This is a genomic window from Streptomyces sp. NPDC127108, from assembly GCF_042677545.1.
Lineage (GTDB): Bacteria > Actinomycetota > Actinomycetes > Streptomycetales > Streptomycetaceae > Streptomyces.
The window spans coordinates 91,835-107,234 of the sequence record NZ_JBHXTE010000029.1; the positions used below are offsets into that span (position 1 = coordinate 91,835).

Genomic DNA, 15,400 nt, shown 5'->3' on the forward strand with positions numbered 1-15,400 from the left:
CCGCCGTCGGGCCCTGCCCCCCGCCCGCCGACGCCGTCCGGCCCCGCACCCCGCGTCGGCGCCGACGCCCCCGCCTCAGCCCGCCGGGCGGCTGCCCGGCGGCAGGACGCGCAGCAGGTTCTCGCGCAGCAGCAGGTTCCGGTCCGTCCTGGACACCCCGGCGAACACGGTCGGGCCGTCGACGACCTCGCTGATCAGCCCTTTCAGACCGCCGTTCAGACGGCCGAGGGGCCAGTCCGTACCGAAGATGATCTTGTGGTTGACGCCGAGCCGGAACAGCTGGTTCAGGTGCCCGGGCCAGTGCGGCAGGCTCGGCCCGCTCGCGAACCCGCCCGTGTCCACGTACACGTTGGGCCGGTACGCCGCGAGGTAGGCGCAGGTGTCGACGTGGGTGAGGCCGCCGTGGCCGAGGACGAACGGGACGGCCGGGAAGTCCCGGGCCGCCCGGTCGATCCGCATCGGGTGTGCCGGTCCGTAGTCGAGGCTGCGGGCGGTGGGCCCGGTGTGCACGAACACCGGCAGGGCCCGGGCCGCGCAGATCTCGTAGTACGGGTACAGACCGGGGTCCGACGGCGAGTAGCCGCACGGCGGATACAGCTTCACCCCGTCGAGGCCGTAGGCGTCGACCATGGCCTCGAAGGCCGCCACACCCGCGGGCCCGCGCCGGGGGTCCACGCCGATGTAGACCCAGAAGCGGCCCGGGTGGCGCAGCCGGATCTCGTGGTGCAGCCGCGCCGCCTCCGCGGGCTCGGCCGTGCCCGCCATCCGCAGGCCGAAGTCGGGCACGAGCAGCACGGCGCGCTCGACCCCGGCCGCCTCCATCTCCGCGACGAGCCCGTCGGCGAGGTGGTCCTCGTGCTGCGCGGCGAGCCCGTCGGCGACGCGCCCCGGTTTCGGGGCGACGCCCATCGAGCCGAGCCTGCACTGGACGTTGCTCGCCACGTCCTCGACGAAGGCCCGCGGGATGAAGCGGCTCGACGCCACGTGGCAGTGCCCGTCGAAGACCCCGGTCATCCGACGCAGTGCTTGATCAGGCCCTGGATGCTGACGCCCTTCATGGGGTCATACGTGGCGAAGTCGAACTCGGCGTCCGCCTGTTCCTCCAGATACGAGATGAGGCCGACGATGGCCATGGAATCGAGCAGACCGGTGTGGCTGAGGTTGGTCCTGGCGCCGATGGCCAGGTCGGACTCTCCCTCGATCCACCGCTCCACCCACTCGACCAGCAGTTTCTCCAGCTCCGCCGTGTCCGCGCTCATGCCCGGCCTCCCCGGTCCGTGGTGGTGTTCGTCGTCGTGGTGTCGCCTCGAAGGGCGGCCTTGGTCTCGGTCCGTGCGGCCCCGACGAGGCGGAGGCTGTTCCCGCCCATGATCATTCTTCGGTCGGCCTCCTTGATCCCCGCCACCGCAGGCTGCCCCTTGGCGAAGGCGGCGACCAGGCCGGGCAGCGACTCGGAGAGCCGGTACGACGGCCAGCAGGTGCCGAAGAGGATCTTGTGGCTGATGCCTAGGCGGAACAGCCGGTTCAGGTGGGCCTGCCAGCCGTCCGCCGCGAGGACGGAGTGGAACTGGCTGATGTCCAGGTGCACGTTGGGCCGGTGGGCGCACAGGTAGGTCGCCTCGTCGACGTGGGTGACCCCGCCGTGCCCCAGGATGAAGTTCACCCGGGGGAAGTCCCGGGCGGCCTCGTCGAGCAGCAGCGGCATGCCGTACTCGAAGTCGAGCTGGCCCCAGCCGGGCCCCGTGTGGCTGAGCACGGGCAGGCCGCGCTCCTCGCACAGCTCGAAGTACGGGTACAGACGGCGGTCGCTCGGCGAGTAGCCGCACAGCGGGTACAGCTTGAGCCCGGCGAAGCCGTAGTCGCCGACGCACCGCTCGAACAGGTCGAGGCCGTCCTTGCCGCCGCGCGGGTCGACGCCCCAGAAGACCCGGAAGCGGCCCGGATGACGGCGGTTGACCTTGTCCAGATGACCGGCGAGCTCGGCCGGGGTGAGGGCGCACCGGGCCACGTGCGAGTAGTCGGGGACCACGAGGAACGCCTCGTCGACCCCGGCCTCGTCCAGCTCCGCGACGAGCCGGTCCGCGTCGTCGTCCTGGTGCACCGACAGGACCCGGTCCAGCATCCGCTCGGGCCGTACGCTGTGGCCGTACGCGGTCAGCCGGTGGTGCGCGTTCGCCGCCTGGTACTCCAGGAACGCCCGCGGGATGGCGAGTTGGCTGCCGAGCTGGACCTGCGCGTCGACGATCCGGTGCCCGCTCCGGCCCGGCCCGGGGGTGTCCGCCGCCGGCGCCGCCATCAGGCCCCCGCTCCGGCGGCCCCCGCGAGCCGCTCCGCGAAGTGCTCGGCCGCCCGGGCCCGGCTCAGCTTCATGTTGGCCGTCATGAAGGCGGGGTCGGCCCGCAGCGGCGTGTCCGAGAAGACGAGGGACATCACCCGCTCATGGGCGTCGAGGCCCGCGTTGACCTCCTCGATCCGCTTCTCGATGTGCGCGCGCAGCGCGGTGTCGGCGGGGTCCGCCGGGGTGACGAGGGCGCCGAGCCGGTTGGACTGCGGTGTCGGTACGACGACGATCTCGGCGACGCCCTCGACGTCCGCGAAGGACGCCTCGATCTCGGCGGGATGCACCTTGCGCCCGCTGCCGAGCGCGATGACGTCCTTCTTGCGCCCGATCAGGGTGAGGAACCCGTCCTCGTCCAGGCGGCCGTAGTCGCCGGTGAGGATGGAGCCGTCGGGCCGGAAGATGCCCTCGGCGGACGGGTCGCCGTCGGTGTCGAAGTAGCCGCGCCCGAGCGGCGCGTCCCGCGTGATGATCACCTCACCGTCGTCGAGGAACGTCACGGACTCCGGGTCCATCAACTGCCCGACGGTGCCGACGCGGTGGCGGTCGGGCGTGTTCCAGGCGACCATGCCGGTCTCGGTCAGGCCGTAGGCCTCCAGGAGCGCCACGTCGCGGCTCCAGTAGCCGTCCAGGGTCTCGCGCCGGATCGGCGCCATGCCGGTGATCATGAAGCGGATGCGGCCGCCCAGGAAGTCGGCGAGCGAGGCGTCGCCACCGGACTTCACATACAGCTGGAGCGCGGCGTCGTAGAAGACCGGCGGTCCGATCAGGAAGGTCGGGCTCTCCTTGCGGACGGCCTGGAAGACCCGCTGGTAGGGCGCGAGCACGAGGTCGGCGCCCAGCCACAGGCAGAGGTAGACCGACAGGCGCTGCTGGTTGTTGGCCAGCGGCAGGAAGATCAGGTGCCGGTCGCGCTCGGTCATGCCGAAGGCGTCGATGAAGCGGTTGATGACGTACTCGGTGCCCTTGGCGCTGATCTCCACGCCCTTGAGCCGCCCGGAGGTGCCCGAGGAGTAGACCAGGCTGTGCACGTCGTCGACGTCGATCACCACGGCGTCGGAAGCCGCCGCGCCCGGTGCGGGGGCGCCGCCGGGACGGACGACGGCGGGCGCGTCGGCGGGCACGGGCTCGTCCGCGATCAGCAGGGCGAGGCGGTGCTCGGCGATGAACGCGCCCGGGTCGTCGATCTCGGTGGTGTCGCCGAACGCCTTGAGCCGGGCGCCGGTGGCGAGGGCGGCCAGGTCCCAGGAGAGCCAGTCGAGGCTGTTGCCCGCGCGGATCCCGATCACGTGGCCGGGGCGCACACCGGCCGCCGTGAGCTGGTCGGCCCGGGTGCGGGCGAGCGCGGTCAGCTCGCTCTGGGTCATCTCGCGCCGCTTGCCGGAGATGTCGATGTCGACGACGCGGGCGGTCGTGTGGTGGATGGAGCGGTCCAAGAGGCCCGCGAGGTTCATGCTCACGTGTCGGCCGACTTCCTTCCTGAGGTGTCCGGTTGCGCCTCGCCTGGTGCGTGCGCCTGTGCGTCGAGTTCCGCTGCCAGTGCGGTGATCAGCTGGTCGAGCCTGGTGCCCGCCAGGAAGCCGATGCGGCCGCCGAGCATGTCCTCGTACGCTCCGCTGTCCGTGTCCCAGGCGACGTGGACGTCGAGACGGCTGCCGCCGCCGTCGTCCGTGACGGTCACCCGGCGTTCGAGGGTGTGCCACAGCCAGTCCGGCTCGGCGCTCGACAGCACGCCGTCGGCGCGGAGTCGAGTGCGGTCCGACCACACCACGGCGTCGTCCCCGAGCCGCCCGGCGAACTCCGCGACCGGACCTTCGCCCGCCCGCAGACCGGTGTCGGCGGCGAACGGGTCGAGCAGGCGGGGGCGGGCGCGCAGGAGGTCCAGGACACGCCCGGGCGGGTGCGGCAGCCGTACGGTCCGTGTCACCGGGGACAGTTCGGCCGCCTGGGGACCGTCGGCCGCGGTGGCGCCGCGGTGGGCGTCGGCCTCCGCGAGGATCCCTTCGAGCACGGACAGGCCGTGGTCGAGGTCGTCCTCGGAGATCACCATGGGCGGCTGCACCCGCAGGACGTTCGGGTGGTACAGGGAGTACGTGGACGTCACGCCCTCTTCGAGGAGGCGGCCGAGGACGAGGCCCGCCGTCGCGCCGTCGGTGAACTCCAGGCCGTGCATCATGCCGAGGCCGCGGTGTTCGGTGACGATGCCGGAGTGGCGCTCGGCGGCGGCGCTCAGGCGCTCGTCGATGGTGCGGGCCCGCTCCTTGACGCCGGTGAGGAACGCCTCGTCGGAGGCGATGGCGATCGATTCCAGGCCGACGCGGCACGACAGCGGGTTGCCGCCCAGGCTGGATCCGAAGGTCGAGGGCAGCACCCGCAGGACCTCCCACACCTCCTTGGTGCCGAGGACGGCCGACAGGGGCAGCACGCCACCGCCGAAGGCCTTGCCCACGCACACCAGGTCCGGGGTGACACCGAACTGCTCGTACGCGAAGAAGGTGCCGCAGCGGCCGAACGCCGTCTGCATCTCGTCCAGGACGAGCAGCGCCCCGGCCTCCGTGCAGAGCCTGCGCACCTCCTGGAGGTAGCCGGGCGGCGGCACGATCACTCCGGCCTCCGCCTGGACGGGCTCCAGGAGCACGGCGGCCACGGTGTCGTCGAGCGCGGCGGCCAGCTCGTCCAGGTCCCCGAAGCCGACCTGCCGGAAGTGCGGCATGAACGGGCCGAGCAGCTCCCGGTGTTCGGGGCGGTCGGAGGCGCTGAGCGTGGCGAAGGTCTTGCCGTGGAAGCAGCCTCGGGCGCTGATGACGCCGGGGCGGCCGGTCGCGGCGCGGGCCAGCTTGAGGGCGTTGTCGATGGTCTCGCCGCCGCCGTTGGCCAGGTACGAGTAGGGCAGGAGCTGTCCGGAGGCCTCCGCGAGGCGCTCGGAGAGCCGGATCTGCACTTCCTCGAACATGATCTTCGTGCTGTTCAGCACGCCGGTGTCGAGCTGGTCGCGGACGGCGGCGACGATGCGCGGGTGGGAGTAGCCGAAGGACTGGTTCCCGTACTGGTCGAAGAGGGCGAGATAGGGCGTTCCCTCGTCGTCGTCCAGAACGCGGCTTCCTGTCCCCTTTCCCTGGACTCCGCAGCCCATGACGAACGCCATTTTCGCGTATGCGGGGTGGTTGTGGGCCGCTTTGGTCTCAGCCAGCCGCTGGCGCCGTGTCCGCATCCGTCACCTCCTTGCGCGCATAGCTGTCGTAGTCGCCGAAGAAGTACTGGAGCAGTCGGCTCTTCCGGCCTTCGGGCGTCCGGGCCCTGCTGACCGCCTCGGTGACGTCGAGGGCCGCGACGAGGCTGAGCGGGGCGCCTTTGAACCGGGTGTCCTCGTAGGGCTCGTGCAGGGCGAAGAAGCCGATTTCCTTGTAGAAGCCCCGCAGCCCCTCGGAGTCGTCCACGAAGAAGTCGCCGAGTATGTGCGTCATGTCGTGTTTCCTGGCGCTGTGGATCACGGCTTCGCGCATCAGCGCCATGCCGATCTCGCGGTGGCGCATCGACGGCAGCGTCATCAAGTGCCCGAATTCCACGAGCCTGTTGCCGACGCGCAGCGCCGAGATGTCCACGGTGTCGTCGCACGGCAGTCCGGCCGCCGAGTCCGGCACGACCTTGACGGTGCCCGCGGCCTGGCCGTCGACGTATCCGAGGATGTATTCGGCGTGGGCGTCGAACCGGTCGAAGGTCGCGGCGGTGTCGGCCGCGTCGGCGAGGCGGCCCTGGTCCGCGACGTAGACGGCGTCACGGAGCCGCAGCACGTCGGCCACGTCGGCCTCGGTGCGCGCCAGTTTGAAGGTCACGTCCACCTGACTCTCCTCTCACCCGCGTTGCGATGGCTCACCCGGTGGCTCACTTGCGGAGCAGCTTTCCGAAGTACTCGATGTAGCCGCGGTTGAAGTAGCGAATGCGGTCCTTCACCTCGCCGTGCAGATCCGGCAGTCGCTCCAGGGGGAGATTCGGCATCAGGTGGTGCTCGACGTGGTAATTGTTGCCGTTCGTGAACCACGTCAGGATGCGATTGGAGCGAATCGTCCTCGTGTTGGCGAACGGGTCGCGATTCAGGACCTCGCAGCCGAAGTGCTCGGGCAGTTCGATGAAGGCGTGCACGGGCCCCGCCACAAGCACCAGCGGGATCAGCCATACCCACAGGACGACCGCCGAACCCAGCGCCAGAGAAAGGCCGGAGAAGGCCAGGAGAGCGCCGAGGGCAAGAAAGTGGTCCCGTCGTATCCGGCGCGATACGCGGACGCTCTCGCCCTCGAATTCCCGGCCGCGCAGGGATCGCCCGAGATTCACCACGAACAGCGCGTAGTGATGGACCATCGTGAAGCGCACGGTCCAGTCCAGGAAGGTGCCGAACCTGGAGCGTTCCTTGGATCCGTACTGATCGCCGTAGTCGAAGAACTCACGGTTCTCCGGCGTACCGAGATCGCGGTGGTGCCGCATGTGCGCGGCCTTGTACGCGGCGAATGAAATCAGCATCGGCAGTCCGAGGATGATGCCGGTGACCGTGTTCGCCTTGCGACTGCGGTACGCGAGGTTGTGCAGCGTCTCGTGCTGGAGTTCCGCGGCGTGCGCGAGCATGCACCCGATGAGGACGACTCCGACGACGCGGCACCAGAGGACCGGCTGCAGCACGATCACCACGCCGAGAACGGTGAGTGCCACGCAGAGGGCGAATTTGAGGGAGAACACCCAGCCCCGGGGCTCGGTGCGCAGGTGTTTCAGTGACGCTCTGAGTTCGGTGGCCTCCTGTGGATTCCGCATGGCCGGGTCGACGGCGTCACCCGCTGTCAGATCCATCGTAGTTCCCTCGATTTCCCAGTAGCTTTCCCGGTGGCGGTGCGGCACCGCGCACGGTTCACGGCATGACGGCGCGACTGACCGACGTGCGGCGAACGGACGGGGCCAGTTCGATATCGGGGCGTGGTGGACGTGCGCTGCCCGAAGATGTCCGCCCGTGCGACCGGGCGCGGTACGGCGCGGCATCGCGGCGGCACCCGGACGGGCCGTATGCCGCTCTTTCGATACCGCTGGGGGTGCCGCTGCGTTCAGGGTGCGGCGGTCAGCCGGCTGCCTCGGGCACCGGTGCGGTGCTCAGGTCGCGCACGGGGGTATGGGGATCGGCCTTCTCGATCGCGTCGAGCAGGGCCAGGATTCCGTCCATGTGCGCGTCCGTTTCCCGCGGACTGAAGAGTTCGGGGTGGACGTCGAGAATGACTTCCGTCGTTCCGTCGGCCGCGGTCTGGAAGAAGTACACGGTCATGTCGATCGTGAGCGGAATCGACATGGTGCGCATGGATGCGACGGCTCCCGCGAAATCCAGTTTGTAGTCGAACTTCATCACATTGACCATTGGTCCCCACAGCCGTGCCCCGCCGCCCTGTGCGGCGACTTCCCGGGAGATCTCGGCGGTGGGATAGCGGGAGTGCAGCAGGACCTGCCGCACCTCTCGCGACACGCGCCGCGCGAACTCGCCGAGGGGCAGGGCCGCGTCGGCGTCGAGGCGCAGCGGCAGGATGTTCATCGTCATGCCGGGCACGTTGCGCACCTGTGGGCTCAGCCGGCCGCCGGTGGGCAGTCCGAGCTGGAGGTCGCGGGCGCCCGTACGGAGGCCCACGTACGCGGCGATGGTGCTGACGGCGAGGTCCGACCAGGTGACGCCGAGTCTGTCGGCGGCGGCTTCGAGGCGGCCGACCCGGTCCGGGGTGAGTTCGGTGGTGCGGCGGCGGCCGACGGCGAGCCCTGCGCTGCGGCCGGAGAGGCTGACCGGTGCGGGGCGGTCGGCCGTCCTGTCCAGCCAGTGGGCGCGGTCGCGCGTGAAGCTCTTCCCCTCGCGGTAGGCGGCCTCGGTGTCCGTGAGGCGCGTGAACGCGGGGAACGCCCCCTCGTCGGCGGGGAATCCGCGCGCGAGTGCCGTGTACACGGCGGCGGTGCGGTTGAAGATGAGGGCAAGGCTATATCCGTCGACGACTGCGTGGTGCACACGTCGGTACAGGACGAAGTGGTCGTCGGCGACTTTCAGCAGTGCCGCGCGGCATAAGAGCTGCGGGTCGACGGGCCCTTGGGCGTCCTTTTCCATCCACTTCCCGGCCGCTGCCGCGGGGTCGGACCCGGCGCTCACGTCGATGAAGTCGAGTGGGGCGGGTTCGGCCCGCAGGAATTGGCCGTACCCGCCTTCCACTTGATCCGACGGGACAATGACGAGACGCAATGCCTCGGCCTCGCGCTCGACCTGTTCATGTGCCAGCACCATCAGTTCCGGGACAATGTGCCCGCGGATGTCGAGATAGTCGCAAATACAGTAGACAGGGTTGGCGAGATCTTCGGCTTGAGCCATCCATGTGCGCAACTGCGTAGCAAGGAGCGGTAGTTCTGTTCTCTCGCGATTAAGCAACGTTCACCCTCCTCAAGAGGACACTTGCTTAAATCGACGCCACATCGCACAGACGTCACGGACACCATGTATCGGTCGCGCGTACCCATTGGCGGGGAACAGTTTCGAAGTCCGGGAAGTGGTGGGGGGATTGGTGGGGGCCCAGGACAACGAACGGTAGCCTACCCGTCACTTGATCGAACGTCCATACCCAATCGGGGGCATGTGCCAATGTCACTGAATGCAATGGCCACCAGGTCTGTTACCGAAGCCCCAATCACACAAAGCGACGACTATTGGACTCGGCCAACTCGACGCATATCGGCCACACCTTCACGACCAGGGTTTACGCTGGCCCGCGGCCGCCGTCACGATCTCCAGGGCGGCCCTTGAAACTCCCTTTGCCTACCGCCCGTTGAAGCAAGAACCGGCAGTTCCGAACTCGTGTGTACGCACTGTGAACGTGGAGGATGGATGGCGACGGACCGAACAGCTACCCCACCCGGCACCGGCTGGGCCGGGAACCGACGCGGCGTGGCCGTGGTGGCCGCGCTCATGCTGGGCGCGTTCACCTTCAACACGACCGAGAATCTGCCGATCGGCATCCTGAAGCTGATGTCGGACGACATGGACGTCTCCCTGGCCGCCGTCGGGCTCCTGGTGTCGGGTTACGGCCTGACCGTCGCCATCGTCTCGGTGCCGATCGCCCAGCTCACCCGGGCCGTGCCGCGCCGCCTGGTGCTGTGCCTCCTGCTCGGCGGGCTCTTCGTGGCGAGTGTGGTGGCGGCGGTGGTCTCCTCGTACTGGGTGCTGCTGGGCAGCCGGTTGGTGACGGCGGTGGCGCAGGCGCTGTTCTGGGCGGTGATGGGGCCGGTCGCGGTCGGGCTCTTCCCGCCGCACGTGCGCGGCCGGGTCATCGGCGCGCTGTCCGTGGGCGGTTCGGCGGCCCTCGTCCTCGGGGTGCCCGGCGGCACCTGGCTCGGCCAGCACAGCAGTTGGCAGGTGCCGTTCCTGGTGGTCGGCGCGCTCGCCATCCCGTCGCTCCTCGTCATCGCGACGGCCCTGCCGTCCACGCCCCCGGAGGAGAGCCACGCCGTGCGCGGCGTCGCCCCCGACACCCGCCGCTTCGCCGTCGTCCTGACGGTGACCGGCCTGACGGTCACGGGTGTCTTCGCGGGCTACACGTACATCTCCAAGTTCCTCGTGGACGAGAGCGGGTTCACCGAGTCCACGGTCAGCACGCTGCTGCTCGTCCTCGGTGTCACCGGCATCGTGTCCGTCGCGGTCTACGGCCGCCTCCTGGACCGCTTCCCCCGCGCCACGCTCACGATCCCGGTGACCACGCAGGCGGTGGGGCTGCTCGGCCTGTACGCGGCGGGCGGCTCGAAGGTCGTCGCCGTGGCCATGATGGTGTTCCTCGGCGCCTCGCTCGGGCCGGTCTTCATGGCCACCCAGAGCCAGGTCATGCACTTCGCGCCCGGCCGCACGGAGACCGCCATCGCGGCGAACGGCGCCGCGTTCAACACCGGAGTGGCCGCGGGCGCCCTGGCCGGCGGCCTGCTCCTGCCGGTCATCGGCGTACGCGGCACGTTCCTCGTGGGCGGCCTGATGACGGTGGCGGCCCTGGCCCTGCTCCTGGAGGAACAGTTCCTGTCCTGGGGCCGCACGAAGGCGTGGTCGGACGCCCCGCGCACGGCCCCGGCGGACGACGACGTCTACTCCGAGCGCTGAGGGACCCCGAGGCGTGGGGCTCCCGCCCCACGCCCGAGCGGCTCGGGTGAGGTTGGCTGCCTGCCCGGTGGGGCCGCGGCCGCTTCGCCGAAGCCGCTCAGCCGCGCTCGGGCCAGACCGGACCCTCGTCGGTCCAGATGACGCCCTTGTTGCGGCACAGGCAGAAGGGGTGGCCGATCGGGTCGGTGTAGATCTGCCAGCCGTAGCCCTCGGGGCCGATGAAGTCCTGCCTCAGCGTCGCGCCGAGGTCGAGGACGCGGCGCTGCTCGGGCTCGATCTCGTCCACTTCGAAGTCGAGGTGGAACTGCTTGGGGTGCTCGGTGTCGGGCCACTGCGGGGCGCGGTAGTCGTCCACCCGGATGAAGGCCAGCTCGATCTCACCGAACTGGATGCCGGCCCACTCCTCGGAGCTGCCCTCCTTGATCGGACGGCCCGTGACCTCGGCGTAGAAGGCCGCCAGCTTCATCGTGTCCGGGCAGTCGATGATGAAATCGGTGAGTCGCAGCATCCCGCGATCTTGCCACAGGCCCACACCCGACTTCGAGAGCAGTCCCGGGGCAGCTCCGGCGGGAGCCGCCTACACCTCCCGCGTGGGCAGCACGGAGAGGTGCGGCAGGTTCACGTGGCGGGGGCGGCCGACGGCGAAGGCGATGAGCTCCGCGACGTCGGTCCCGGAGGGGATGCCCTCGATGGAGCCGACGGCCTCCTGGACGGCGGCGCTGATCGCGGGGTCCTCGATGTGGTCGCGCAGCTCGGTGTCGACGGTGCCGGGTTCGATGTTCGTGACGCGTACGTCGGCGGGGTTCAGCTGGGCGCGCAGGTTGCGCGAGAGGTGGCTGAACGCGGCCTTGCTGGCGGCGTATCCGGCGAAGCCGGGCAGGACGCTCTGGGCGGCGGCGGAGGAGATGTTGACGAGGTCCGCGTGGCCCCGTTCGGCCGCGGCCGCGAGCAGGTCGGGGACGAAGGCCTCGACGACGGCGAAGGCCCCGGTGACGTTCACGTCGATCATGCGCTGCCAGTTGCCGGTGGCTGAGCCGTCGAGCTGGTCGGGCAGGGCGAGCCCCGCGTTGTTGACGAGGAGGTCGACGCGGCCGAGCCGGGAGCGGACGTCGGCTGCGGCCGCCGCCAGGGACGCGGGGTCGGTCACATCCGTCGGGAGGGCGAGCGCGCTGCCGCCCGCCTCCTCGATGCGTGCCACGTGTGCGGCGAGCCGCTCGCCGCGCCGTGCGAGCAGGGCGACCCGCGCGCCCTGGGCGGCGAGCACCTGCGCGGTGGCCTCGCCGATGCCGCTGGAGGCACCGGTCACGACGGCCACCCGGCCGGTGAGGGGGCGGGCGAGGGACGTCGTCCGAGCGGTGGTGAGGGTCATGGTGGTCTCCCGGGGTACGGGGGCGGACCGCGTTTCCGCGGTGGCCGCTTCGTGCGGCCTCGGGAACGACTCTGCGCGAGTTCCACGCGCCCACCCAGGGCCCCGCTCGACCCTGGGTCTGGCAGAACCACCCTCGCGTCGGCACTACGGGCGCAACCGCCCCTGTCCTGGCAGGCCCCTGGGCCCGGCAGCCCCCTGCTTCCCGGCAGACTCCCCCCGTGCCGGACAATCGGTCCATGGACTTCCGCAGCGAACTCGCCGCCTTCCTCCGCTCCCGCCGCGCCCGGCTGCGGCCGGAGGACGCCGGGGCGCGTCCGTTCGGCGGGCGCAGGCGCGTGCCGGGGCTGCGCCGCGAGGAGCTGGCGGAGCTGGCCGGAGTCAGCGTCGACTACTACGTACGGCTCGAACAGGGCAGGACCCACAACGTCTCCGACGCCGTCCTGGACGCCGTCGCCCGGGCCCTGCGGCTCGACGACGCCGAACGCGCGCACCTGGGCCATCTGACCCGCGCCCTGCGCCACCCCGCCTCCACGCCGCCCGCCCCACAGCCGGTCAGGGCGGGCGTCAAGGTGCTGCTCGGCGCGCTGGACGGCGTGCCCGCGTACGTCGTCGGCCGTCGCCTGGACATCCTCGGCTCCAACGGCCCGGCCCGCGCGCTGTTCACCGACTTCGACGCGCTGCCCGTCGAGCGGCGCAACGTGGCGTGGCTGCACTTCCTCGACGCGGGCGTACGCGGCCGCTACCCGGACGCCGAGGCGTGGCAGGAGACCGCCCGCGACACCGTCGCCGCGCTCCGCATGGACCTGGGCCGCTACCCGTGCGACGACCGCCTCTGCGACCTGCTCGGCGAACTCTCCGTGCGCAGCGAGGAGTTCAGCGCGCTGTGGGCCGAGCAGCTGGTGCGCGAGCACTCCCACGGCGTGGAGCGGCTGCGCCACCCGGTGGCCGGTGAGCTGACCCTGCGCCGCGAGACGCTGCGGCTGCCCGACGCGCCCGACCAGGCCCTGGTCACGTACGCGGCCGACGAGGGCACGCCGTCCCGCGCGGCGCTCGCCCTGCTCTCCGCGCGCGCCGGGGATCAGCGCTGCGGTGAGGGGAACGCGACCGGGCTGCGCAGGCCGGAGCGGCTGACCGCGCGCACGCCGAAGAAGACGTTGTCCTTGGACAGGTCGACGGTGTGACGGGTGGCGTCACCGACGTCGATCACATGGGTCCAGTCTGAGGCGGTGGTCTCGCGCCAGACGACTTCGTAGCCCGCCAGGTCCTTCTCCAGGCCCCGCTCCCACACGAGTTCGGTGGCGTTCGTCAGCGCGGCGGTGAGGATCTTCGCGCCGCGCGGGGTCCCTGGGGCCTGGGCGAGGCTCCACAGGGCGGCGGCGTTCACGCGGGCCACGCGCGCGATGTACGGGAAGTCGCAGAACTCCGGCAGGTCCCCGTACTGCTTGCCGTCCTGCACGCGGACGTCCTGGTGCTGGTGGGCGTAGTCCTCGGCGGGCTCGGTGAACCGGGCCGCCGGGTAGGCGCGTTCGAGGAAGGGGATGTGGTCGCCGCCGCGCAGATAGCGGTCGCGGCGGTAGACGACGCGGACCTTCATGCCGGTCGCGTCGTTGTCGGCGACGTCCCGTACGAAGCGGGCGAGCTGGCGCGACGGTGAGTCGTTCTCGCCGCCCACCGAGCGCCGCACGGCGGCCTCCTCGGGGGTCTCGGACGAGGGCACGCCCTCCGCGAAGAGGCGGATCGTGCGCGGGTCGCGGGTGCCGTCGTCGGCGGTGGGGCTGCCGACGATGTCGTTGGTGAACATCCCCTGGACGTCGGCCTTCTGGAGCTTGTACTGCTCCGCCATGTGCGCCGCGCCGAACAGGCCCTGCTCCTCACCGGCGACGGCCGCGAACACGACGGTCGCGCCGAGCCGTCGGCGCGCCATCACCCGCGCCAGCTCCATGACGACCGCGACCCCGGAGGCGTCGTCGTCGGCGCCGGGCGCGTCACTGGTGAAGTCCATGACGTCGCTCGCCCGCGAGTCGTAGTGCCCCGACACGACGTACAGCCGGTCCGGGGACGCCGAACCGCGCAGCGTCGCCACGACGTTGGTGATCCGCGTCGGCTGCGGGATGCGCGGGCCCGGCTCCTGGACGTACGACTGGAGCTCCACGCGCATCCGGCCGCCCGCCGCGCCCGCGTGGCGCCGCATCTCGGCGAGGATCCAGTCACGTGCCGCGCCGATGCCGCGCTCGGGGTCGTCCTGCGCGGACAGCGTGTGCCGGGTGCCGAACGCGGCGAGCCGCCGCACGGTCGCCTCGATGCGACGGTGGTCGATCTCCCGCAGGATCGCCCGCAGTTCACGCGACGGCTCCTGCGCGGTACGGCTCCGCCCGTCATCATCGCGCGCCGCCGCGGGACCGGCCTGAAGGCCGAGGGATCCGGCCGTGGTGGCGGCCGCGGCCACCGCGAGAACACTGCGCCGGGACGTACCCGTCTGCTCCGCCATGCGGCCATAGTCATGGACACCACAAAGCGCCGCAAGGGGGCATGGGGAAGGGTGGGGCGGGCCGGGACGACTATGGCGAGTACGGCGGTGCGGGATGGCTGTGCGGGTGGACGGGGCGGCTTGGGCTGGCGGGTGCGGGGCGTGGGCGGGCCGCCTGGGACCGGACGACTATCGCGGCGCGGGACGGCTAGGAGCGGCGGCGGGGCTTGCCGCGCTTCGCGCCCTGGGAGCCGCCGGTGGCGCGCCGCGGGTTCTTGCCCGCCGCGGCCCTGCCCCCGGAGGGCTTGCCCGCCGATGCCTTGCGGGTGCCCTTGCCCGACGCCGACGCGCCGGAGCCCTGCTTGCCCCCGGCCTTGCCGGTCCCCGTCCCGCCCTTGCGGCGCGCGCCGTCCTTCTCCGCGCTCTGGGCCTTCGCCTGTGCGGCCGGGGCGCGGCGGCCGCGGGTGCTGTTGACGGTCCGGCCGCGGATGATGCCGATGAACTCCTCCACCAGGTCGGTGGTGGCGTCCTCGGGCCACGAAAGCACGACGCTGGACTGGGGCGCGTCGGTGACCGGCCGGTAGGTGAGGTCCTTGCGGTGGTGCAGGCGGGCGAGGGACTGCGGGACGACGAGCACGCCGATGCCCGCGGCGACCAGCTCGATCGCGTCGGCCGTGGTGGCGGGGCGCTCCAGCGCGGGGCGGCCGGGCAGGCTGTCCCAGTCGAGGGTGTCGTCCTCGGGGTGCAGCACGATCTCGTCGGCCAGGTCCTCGGCGCGGACCTCGTCGGCGGCCGTCACGACGTGGTCCTTGGGGACGACGACCACGGTCGTCTCCGTGTAGAGGGGGATGGCGCTGAGGACCGTCCGGTCGACCGGCAGCCGCACCAGGCCGGCGTCGGCGGTGCCGTCGCGCAGAGCCGCGTCCGCGTCGGCGGGCGCCACCGGTACGAGGGTCAAGGGGACGTCGGGCAGCCGCTCGTTCCAGACACGCACCCACTTTGTGGGTGTCACCCCCGGGACATAGGCGAGCCGGAACGAAGGGGTTACTTCCGAGCCTGTCACCCCGCCAGGCTACCCGGCGTGGT

At 71.3% G+C, this 15,400-nt stretch carries 14 protein-coding genes; 2 read left to right on the forward strand and 12 right to left on the reverse strand.

From position 1 onward, the window contains the following. Positions 1-75: 75 nt before the first annotated feature. The 8 genes from ACFVHO_RS24630 to ACFVHO_RS24665 all read right to left on the reverse strand — a co-directional run bounded on the left by ACFVHO_RS24630 (position 76) and on the right by ACFVHO_RS24665 (position 8,768). Positions 76-1,014: an amidohydrolase family protein gene (locus ACFVHO_RS24630; RefSeq protein WP_385718446.1), complete on the reverse strand. Its 939-nt coding sequence runs from the start codon at positions 1,012-1,014 to the stop codon at positions 76-78. After that, positions 1,011-1,259 (reverse strand): hypothetical protein, encoded by a 249-nt coding sequence (locus tag ACFVHO_RS24635; RefSeq protein WP_385718448.1) that lies wholly within the window; start codon positions 1,257-1,259, stop codon positions 1,011-1,013. Before ACFVHO_RS24635 ends, ACFVHO_RS24630 begins: the two co-directional genes overlap by 4 nt. Further along, entirely contained in the window at positions 1,256-2,296 is a 1,041-nt protein-coding gene (locus ACFVHO_RS24640; protein WP_385718451.1) for an amidohydrolase family protein, read from the reverse strand. Before ACFVHO_RS24640 ends, ACFVHO_RS24635 begins: the two co-directional genes overlap by 4 nt. Continuing rightward, entirely contained in the window at positions 2,296-3,792 is a 1,497-nt protein-coding gene (locus ACFVHO_RS24645) for an AMP-binding protein (RefSeq protein WP_385718541.1), read from the reverse strand. The genes ACFVHO_RS24640 and ACFVHO_RS24645 overlap by 1 nt, the downstream gene beginning before the upstream one ends. 2 nt (positions 3,793-3,794) lie before the next feature. After that, positions 3,795-5,549, reverse strand: a complete 1,755-nt coding sequence (locus ACFVHO_RS24650; protein WP_385718453.1) for an aspartate aminotransferase family protein — start codon at positions 5,547-5,549, stop codon at positions 3,795-3,797. After that, on the reverse strand, positions 5,521-6,177 hold the full coding sequence (locus ACFVHO_RS24655; RefSeq protein WP_385718456.1) for a GNAT family N-acetyltransferase: 657 nt from the start codon (positions 6,175-6,177) through the stop codon (positions 5,521-5,523). The genes ACFVHO_RS24650 and ACFVHO_RS24655 overlap by 29 nt, the downstream gene beginning before the upstream one ends. Before the next feature lie 43 nt (positions 6,178-6,220). After that, on the reverse strand, positions 6,221-7,174 hold the full coding sequence (locus ACFVHO_RS24660) for a fatty acid desaturase family protein (protein ID WP_385718459.1): 954 nt from the start codon (positions 7,172-7,174) through the stop codon (positions 6,221-6,223). Between the two features lie 262 nt (positions 7,175-7,436). Then, positions 7,437-8,768 (reverse strand): condensation domain-containing protein, encoded by a 1,332-nt coding sequence (locus ACFVHO_RS24665; protein ID WP_385718461.1) that lies wholly within the window; start codon positions 8,766-8,768, stop codon positions 7,437-7,439. Positions 8,769-9,221: 453 nt separating this feature from the next. On the opposite strand from ACFVHO_RS24665, the gene ACFVHO_RS24670 reads away from it, so the two are divergent. After that, positions 9,222-10,478: an MFS transporter gene (locus ACFVHO_RS24670; protein ID WP_385718463.1), complete on the forward strand. Its 1,257-nt coding sequence runs from the start codon at positions 9,222-9,224 to the stop codon at positions 10,476-10,478. A gap of 97 nt (positions 10,479-10,575) precedes the next feature. Here the strand turns inward: ACFVHO_RS24670 and ACFVHO_RS24675 are convergent, their stop codons facing one another. Further along, positions 10,576-10,986, reverse strand: a complete 411-nt coding sequence (locus tag ACFVHO_RS24675) for a VOC family protein (RefSeq protein ID WP_385718466.1) — start codon at positions 10,984-10,986, stop codon at positions 10,576-10,578. 69 nt (positions 10,987-11,055) lie between these two features. Further along, the gene (locus ACFVHO_RS24680; protein ID WP_385718468.1) at positions 11,056-11,847 is read right to left on the reverse strand and encodes an SDR family oxidoreductase; all 792 of its coding nucleotides are present in this window, start codon (positions 11,845-11,847) and stop codon (positions 11,056-11,058) included. 236 nt (positions 11,848-12,083) lie between these two features. On the opposite strand from ACFVHO_RS24680, the gene ACFVHO_RS24685 reads away from it, so the two are divergent. After that, positions 12,084-13,028 carry a helix-turn-helix transcriptional regulator gene (locus ACFVHO_RS24685; RefSeq protein WP_385718471.1) on the forward strand — a complete coding sequence of 315 codons (945 nt, stop codon included), beginning with the start codon at positions 12,084-12,086 and terminating at the stop codon, positions 13,026-13,028. Here ACFVHO_RS24685 and ACFVHO_RS24690 read toward each other — a convergent pair. Then, positions 12,926-14,335, reverse strand: a complete 1,410-nt coding sequence (locus tag ACFVHO_RS24690; RefSeq protein ID WP_385718474.1) for a M20/M25/M40 family metallo-hydrolase — start codon at positions 14,333-14,335, stop codon at positions 12,926-12,928. The genes ACFVHO_RS24685 and ACFVHO_RS24690 overlap by 103 nt on opposite strands. A gap of 187 nt (positions 14,336-14,522) precedes the next feature. Continuing rightward, on the reverse strand, positions 14,523-15,377 hold the full coding sequence (locus ACFVHO_RS24695; RefSeq protein ID WP_385718477.1) for a LysR substrate-binding domain-containing protein: 855 nt from the start codon (positions 15,375-15,377) through the stop codon (positions 14,523-14,525). Between the last annotated feature and the right edge of the window lie 23 nt (positions 15,378-15,400).

Coding starts and splice junctions, on each gene's coding strand:
- ACFVHO_RS24640 (WP_385718451.1), bottom strand. CDS start 2,296: ATGGCGGCGCCGGCGGCGGACACCCCCGGGCCGGGCCGGAGCGGGCAC.
- ACFVHO_RS24675 (WP_385718466.1), bottom strand. CDS start 10,986: ATGCTGCGACTCACCGATTTCATCATCGACTGCCCGGACACGATGAAG.
- ACFVHO_RS24680 (WP_385718468.1), bottom strand. CDS start 11,847: ATGACCCTCACCACCGCTCGGACGACGTCCCTCGCCCGCCCCCTCACC.
- ACFVHO_RS24635 (WP_385718448.1), bottom strand. CDS start 1,259: ATGAGCGCGGACACGGCGGAGCTGGAGAAACTGCTGGTCGAGTGGGTG.
- ACFVHO_RS24630 (WP_385718446.1), bottom strand. CDS start 1,014: ATGACCGGGGTCTTCGACGGGCACTGCCACGTGGCGTCGAGCCGCTTC.
- ACFVHO_RS24645 (WP_385718541.1), bottom strand. CDS start 3,792: ATGAACCTCGCGGGCCTCTTGGACCGCTCCATCCACCACACGACCGCC.
- ACFVHO_RS24690 (WP_385718474.1), bottom strand. CDS start 14,335: ATGGCGGAGCAGACGGGTACGTCCCGGCGCAGTGTTCTCGCGGTGGCC.
- ACFVHO_RS24670 (WP_385718463.1), top strand. CDS start 9,222: ATGGCGACGGACCGAACAGCTACCCCACCCGGCACCGGCTGGGCCGGG.
- ACFVHO_RS24660 (WP_385718459.1), bottom strand. CDS start 7,174: ATGGATCTGACAGCGGGTGACGCCGTCGACCCGGCCATGCGGAATCCA.
- ACFVHO_RS24685 (WP_385718471.1), top strand. CDS start 12,084: ATGGACTTCCGCAGCGAACTCGCCGCCTTCCTCCGCTCCCGCCGCGCC.
- ACFVHO_RS24650 (WP_385718453.1), bottom strand. CDS start 5,549: ATGCGGACACGGCGCCAGCGGCTGGCTGAGACCAAAGCGGCCCACAAC.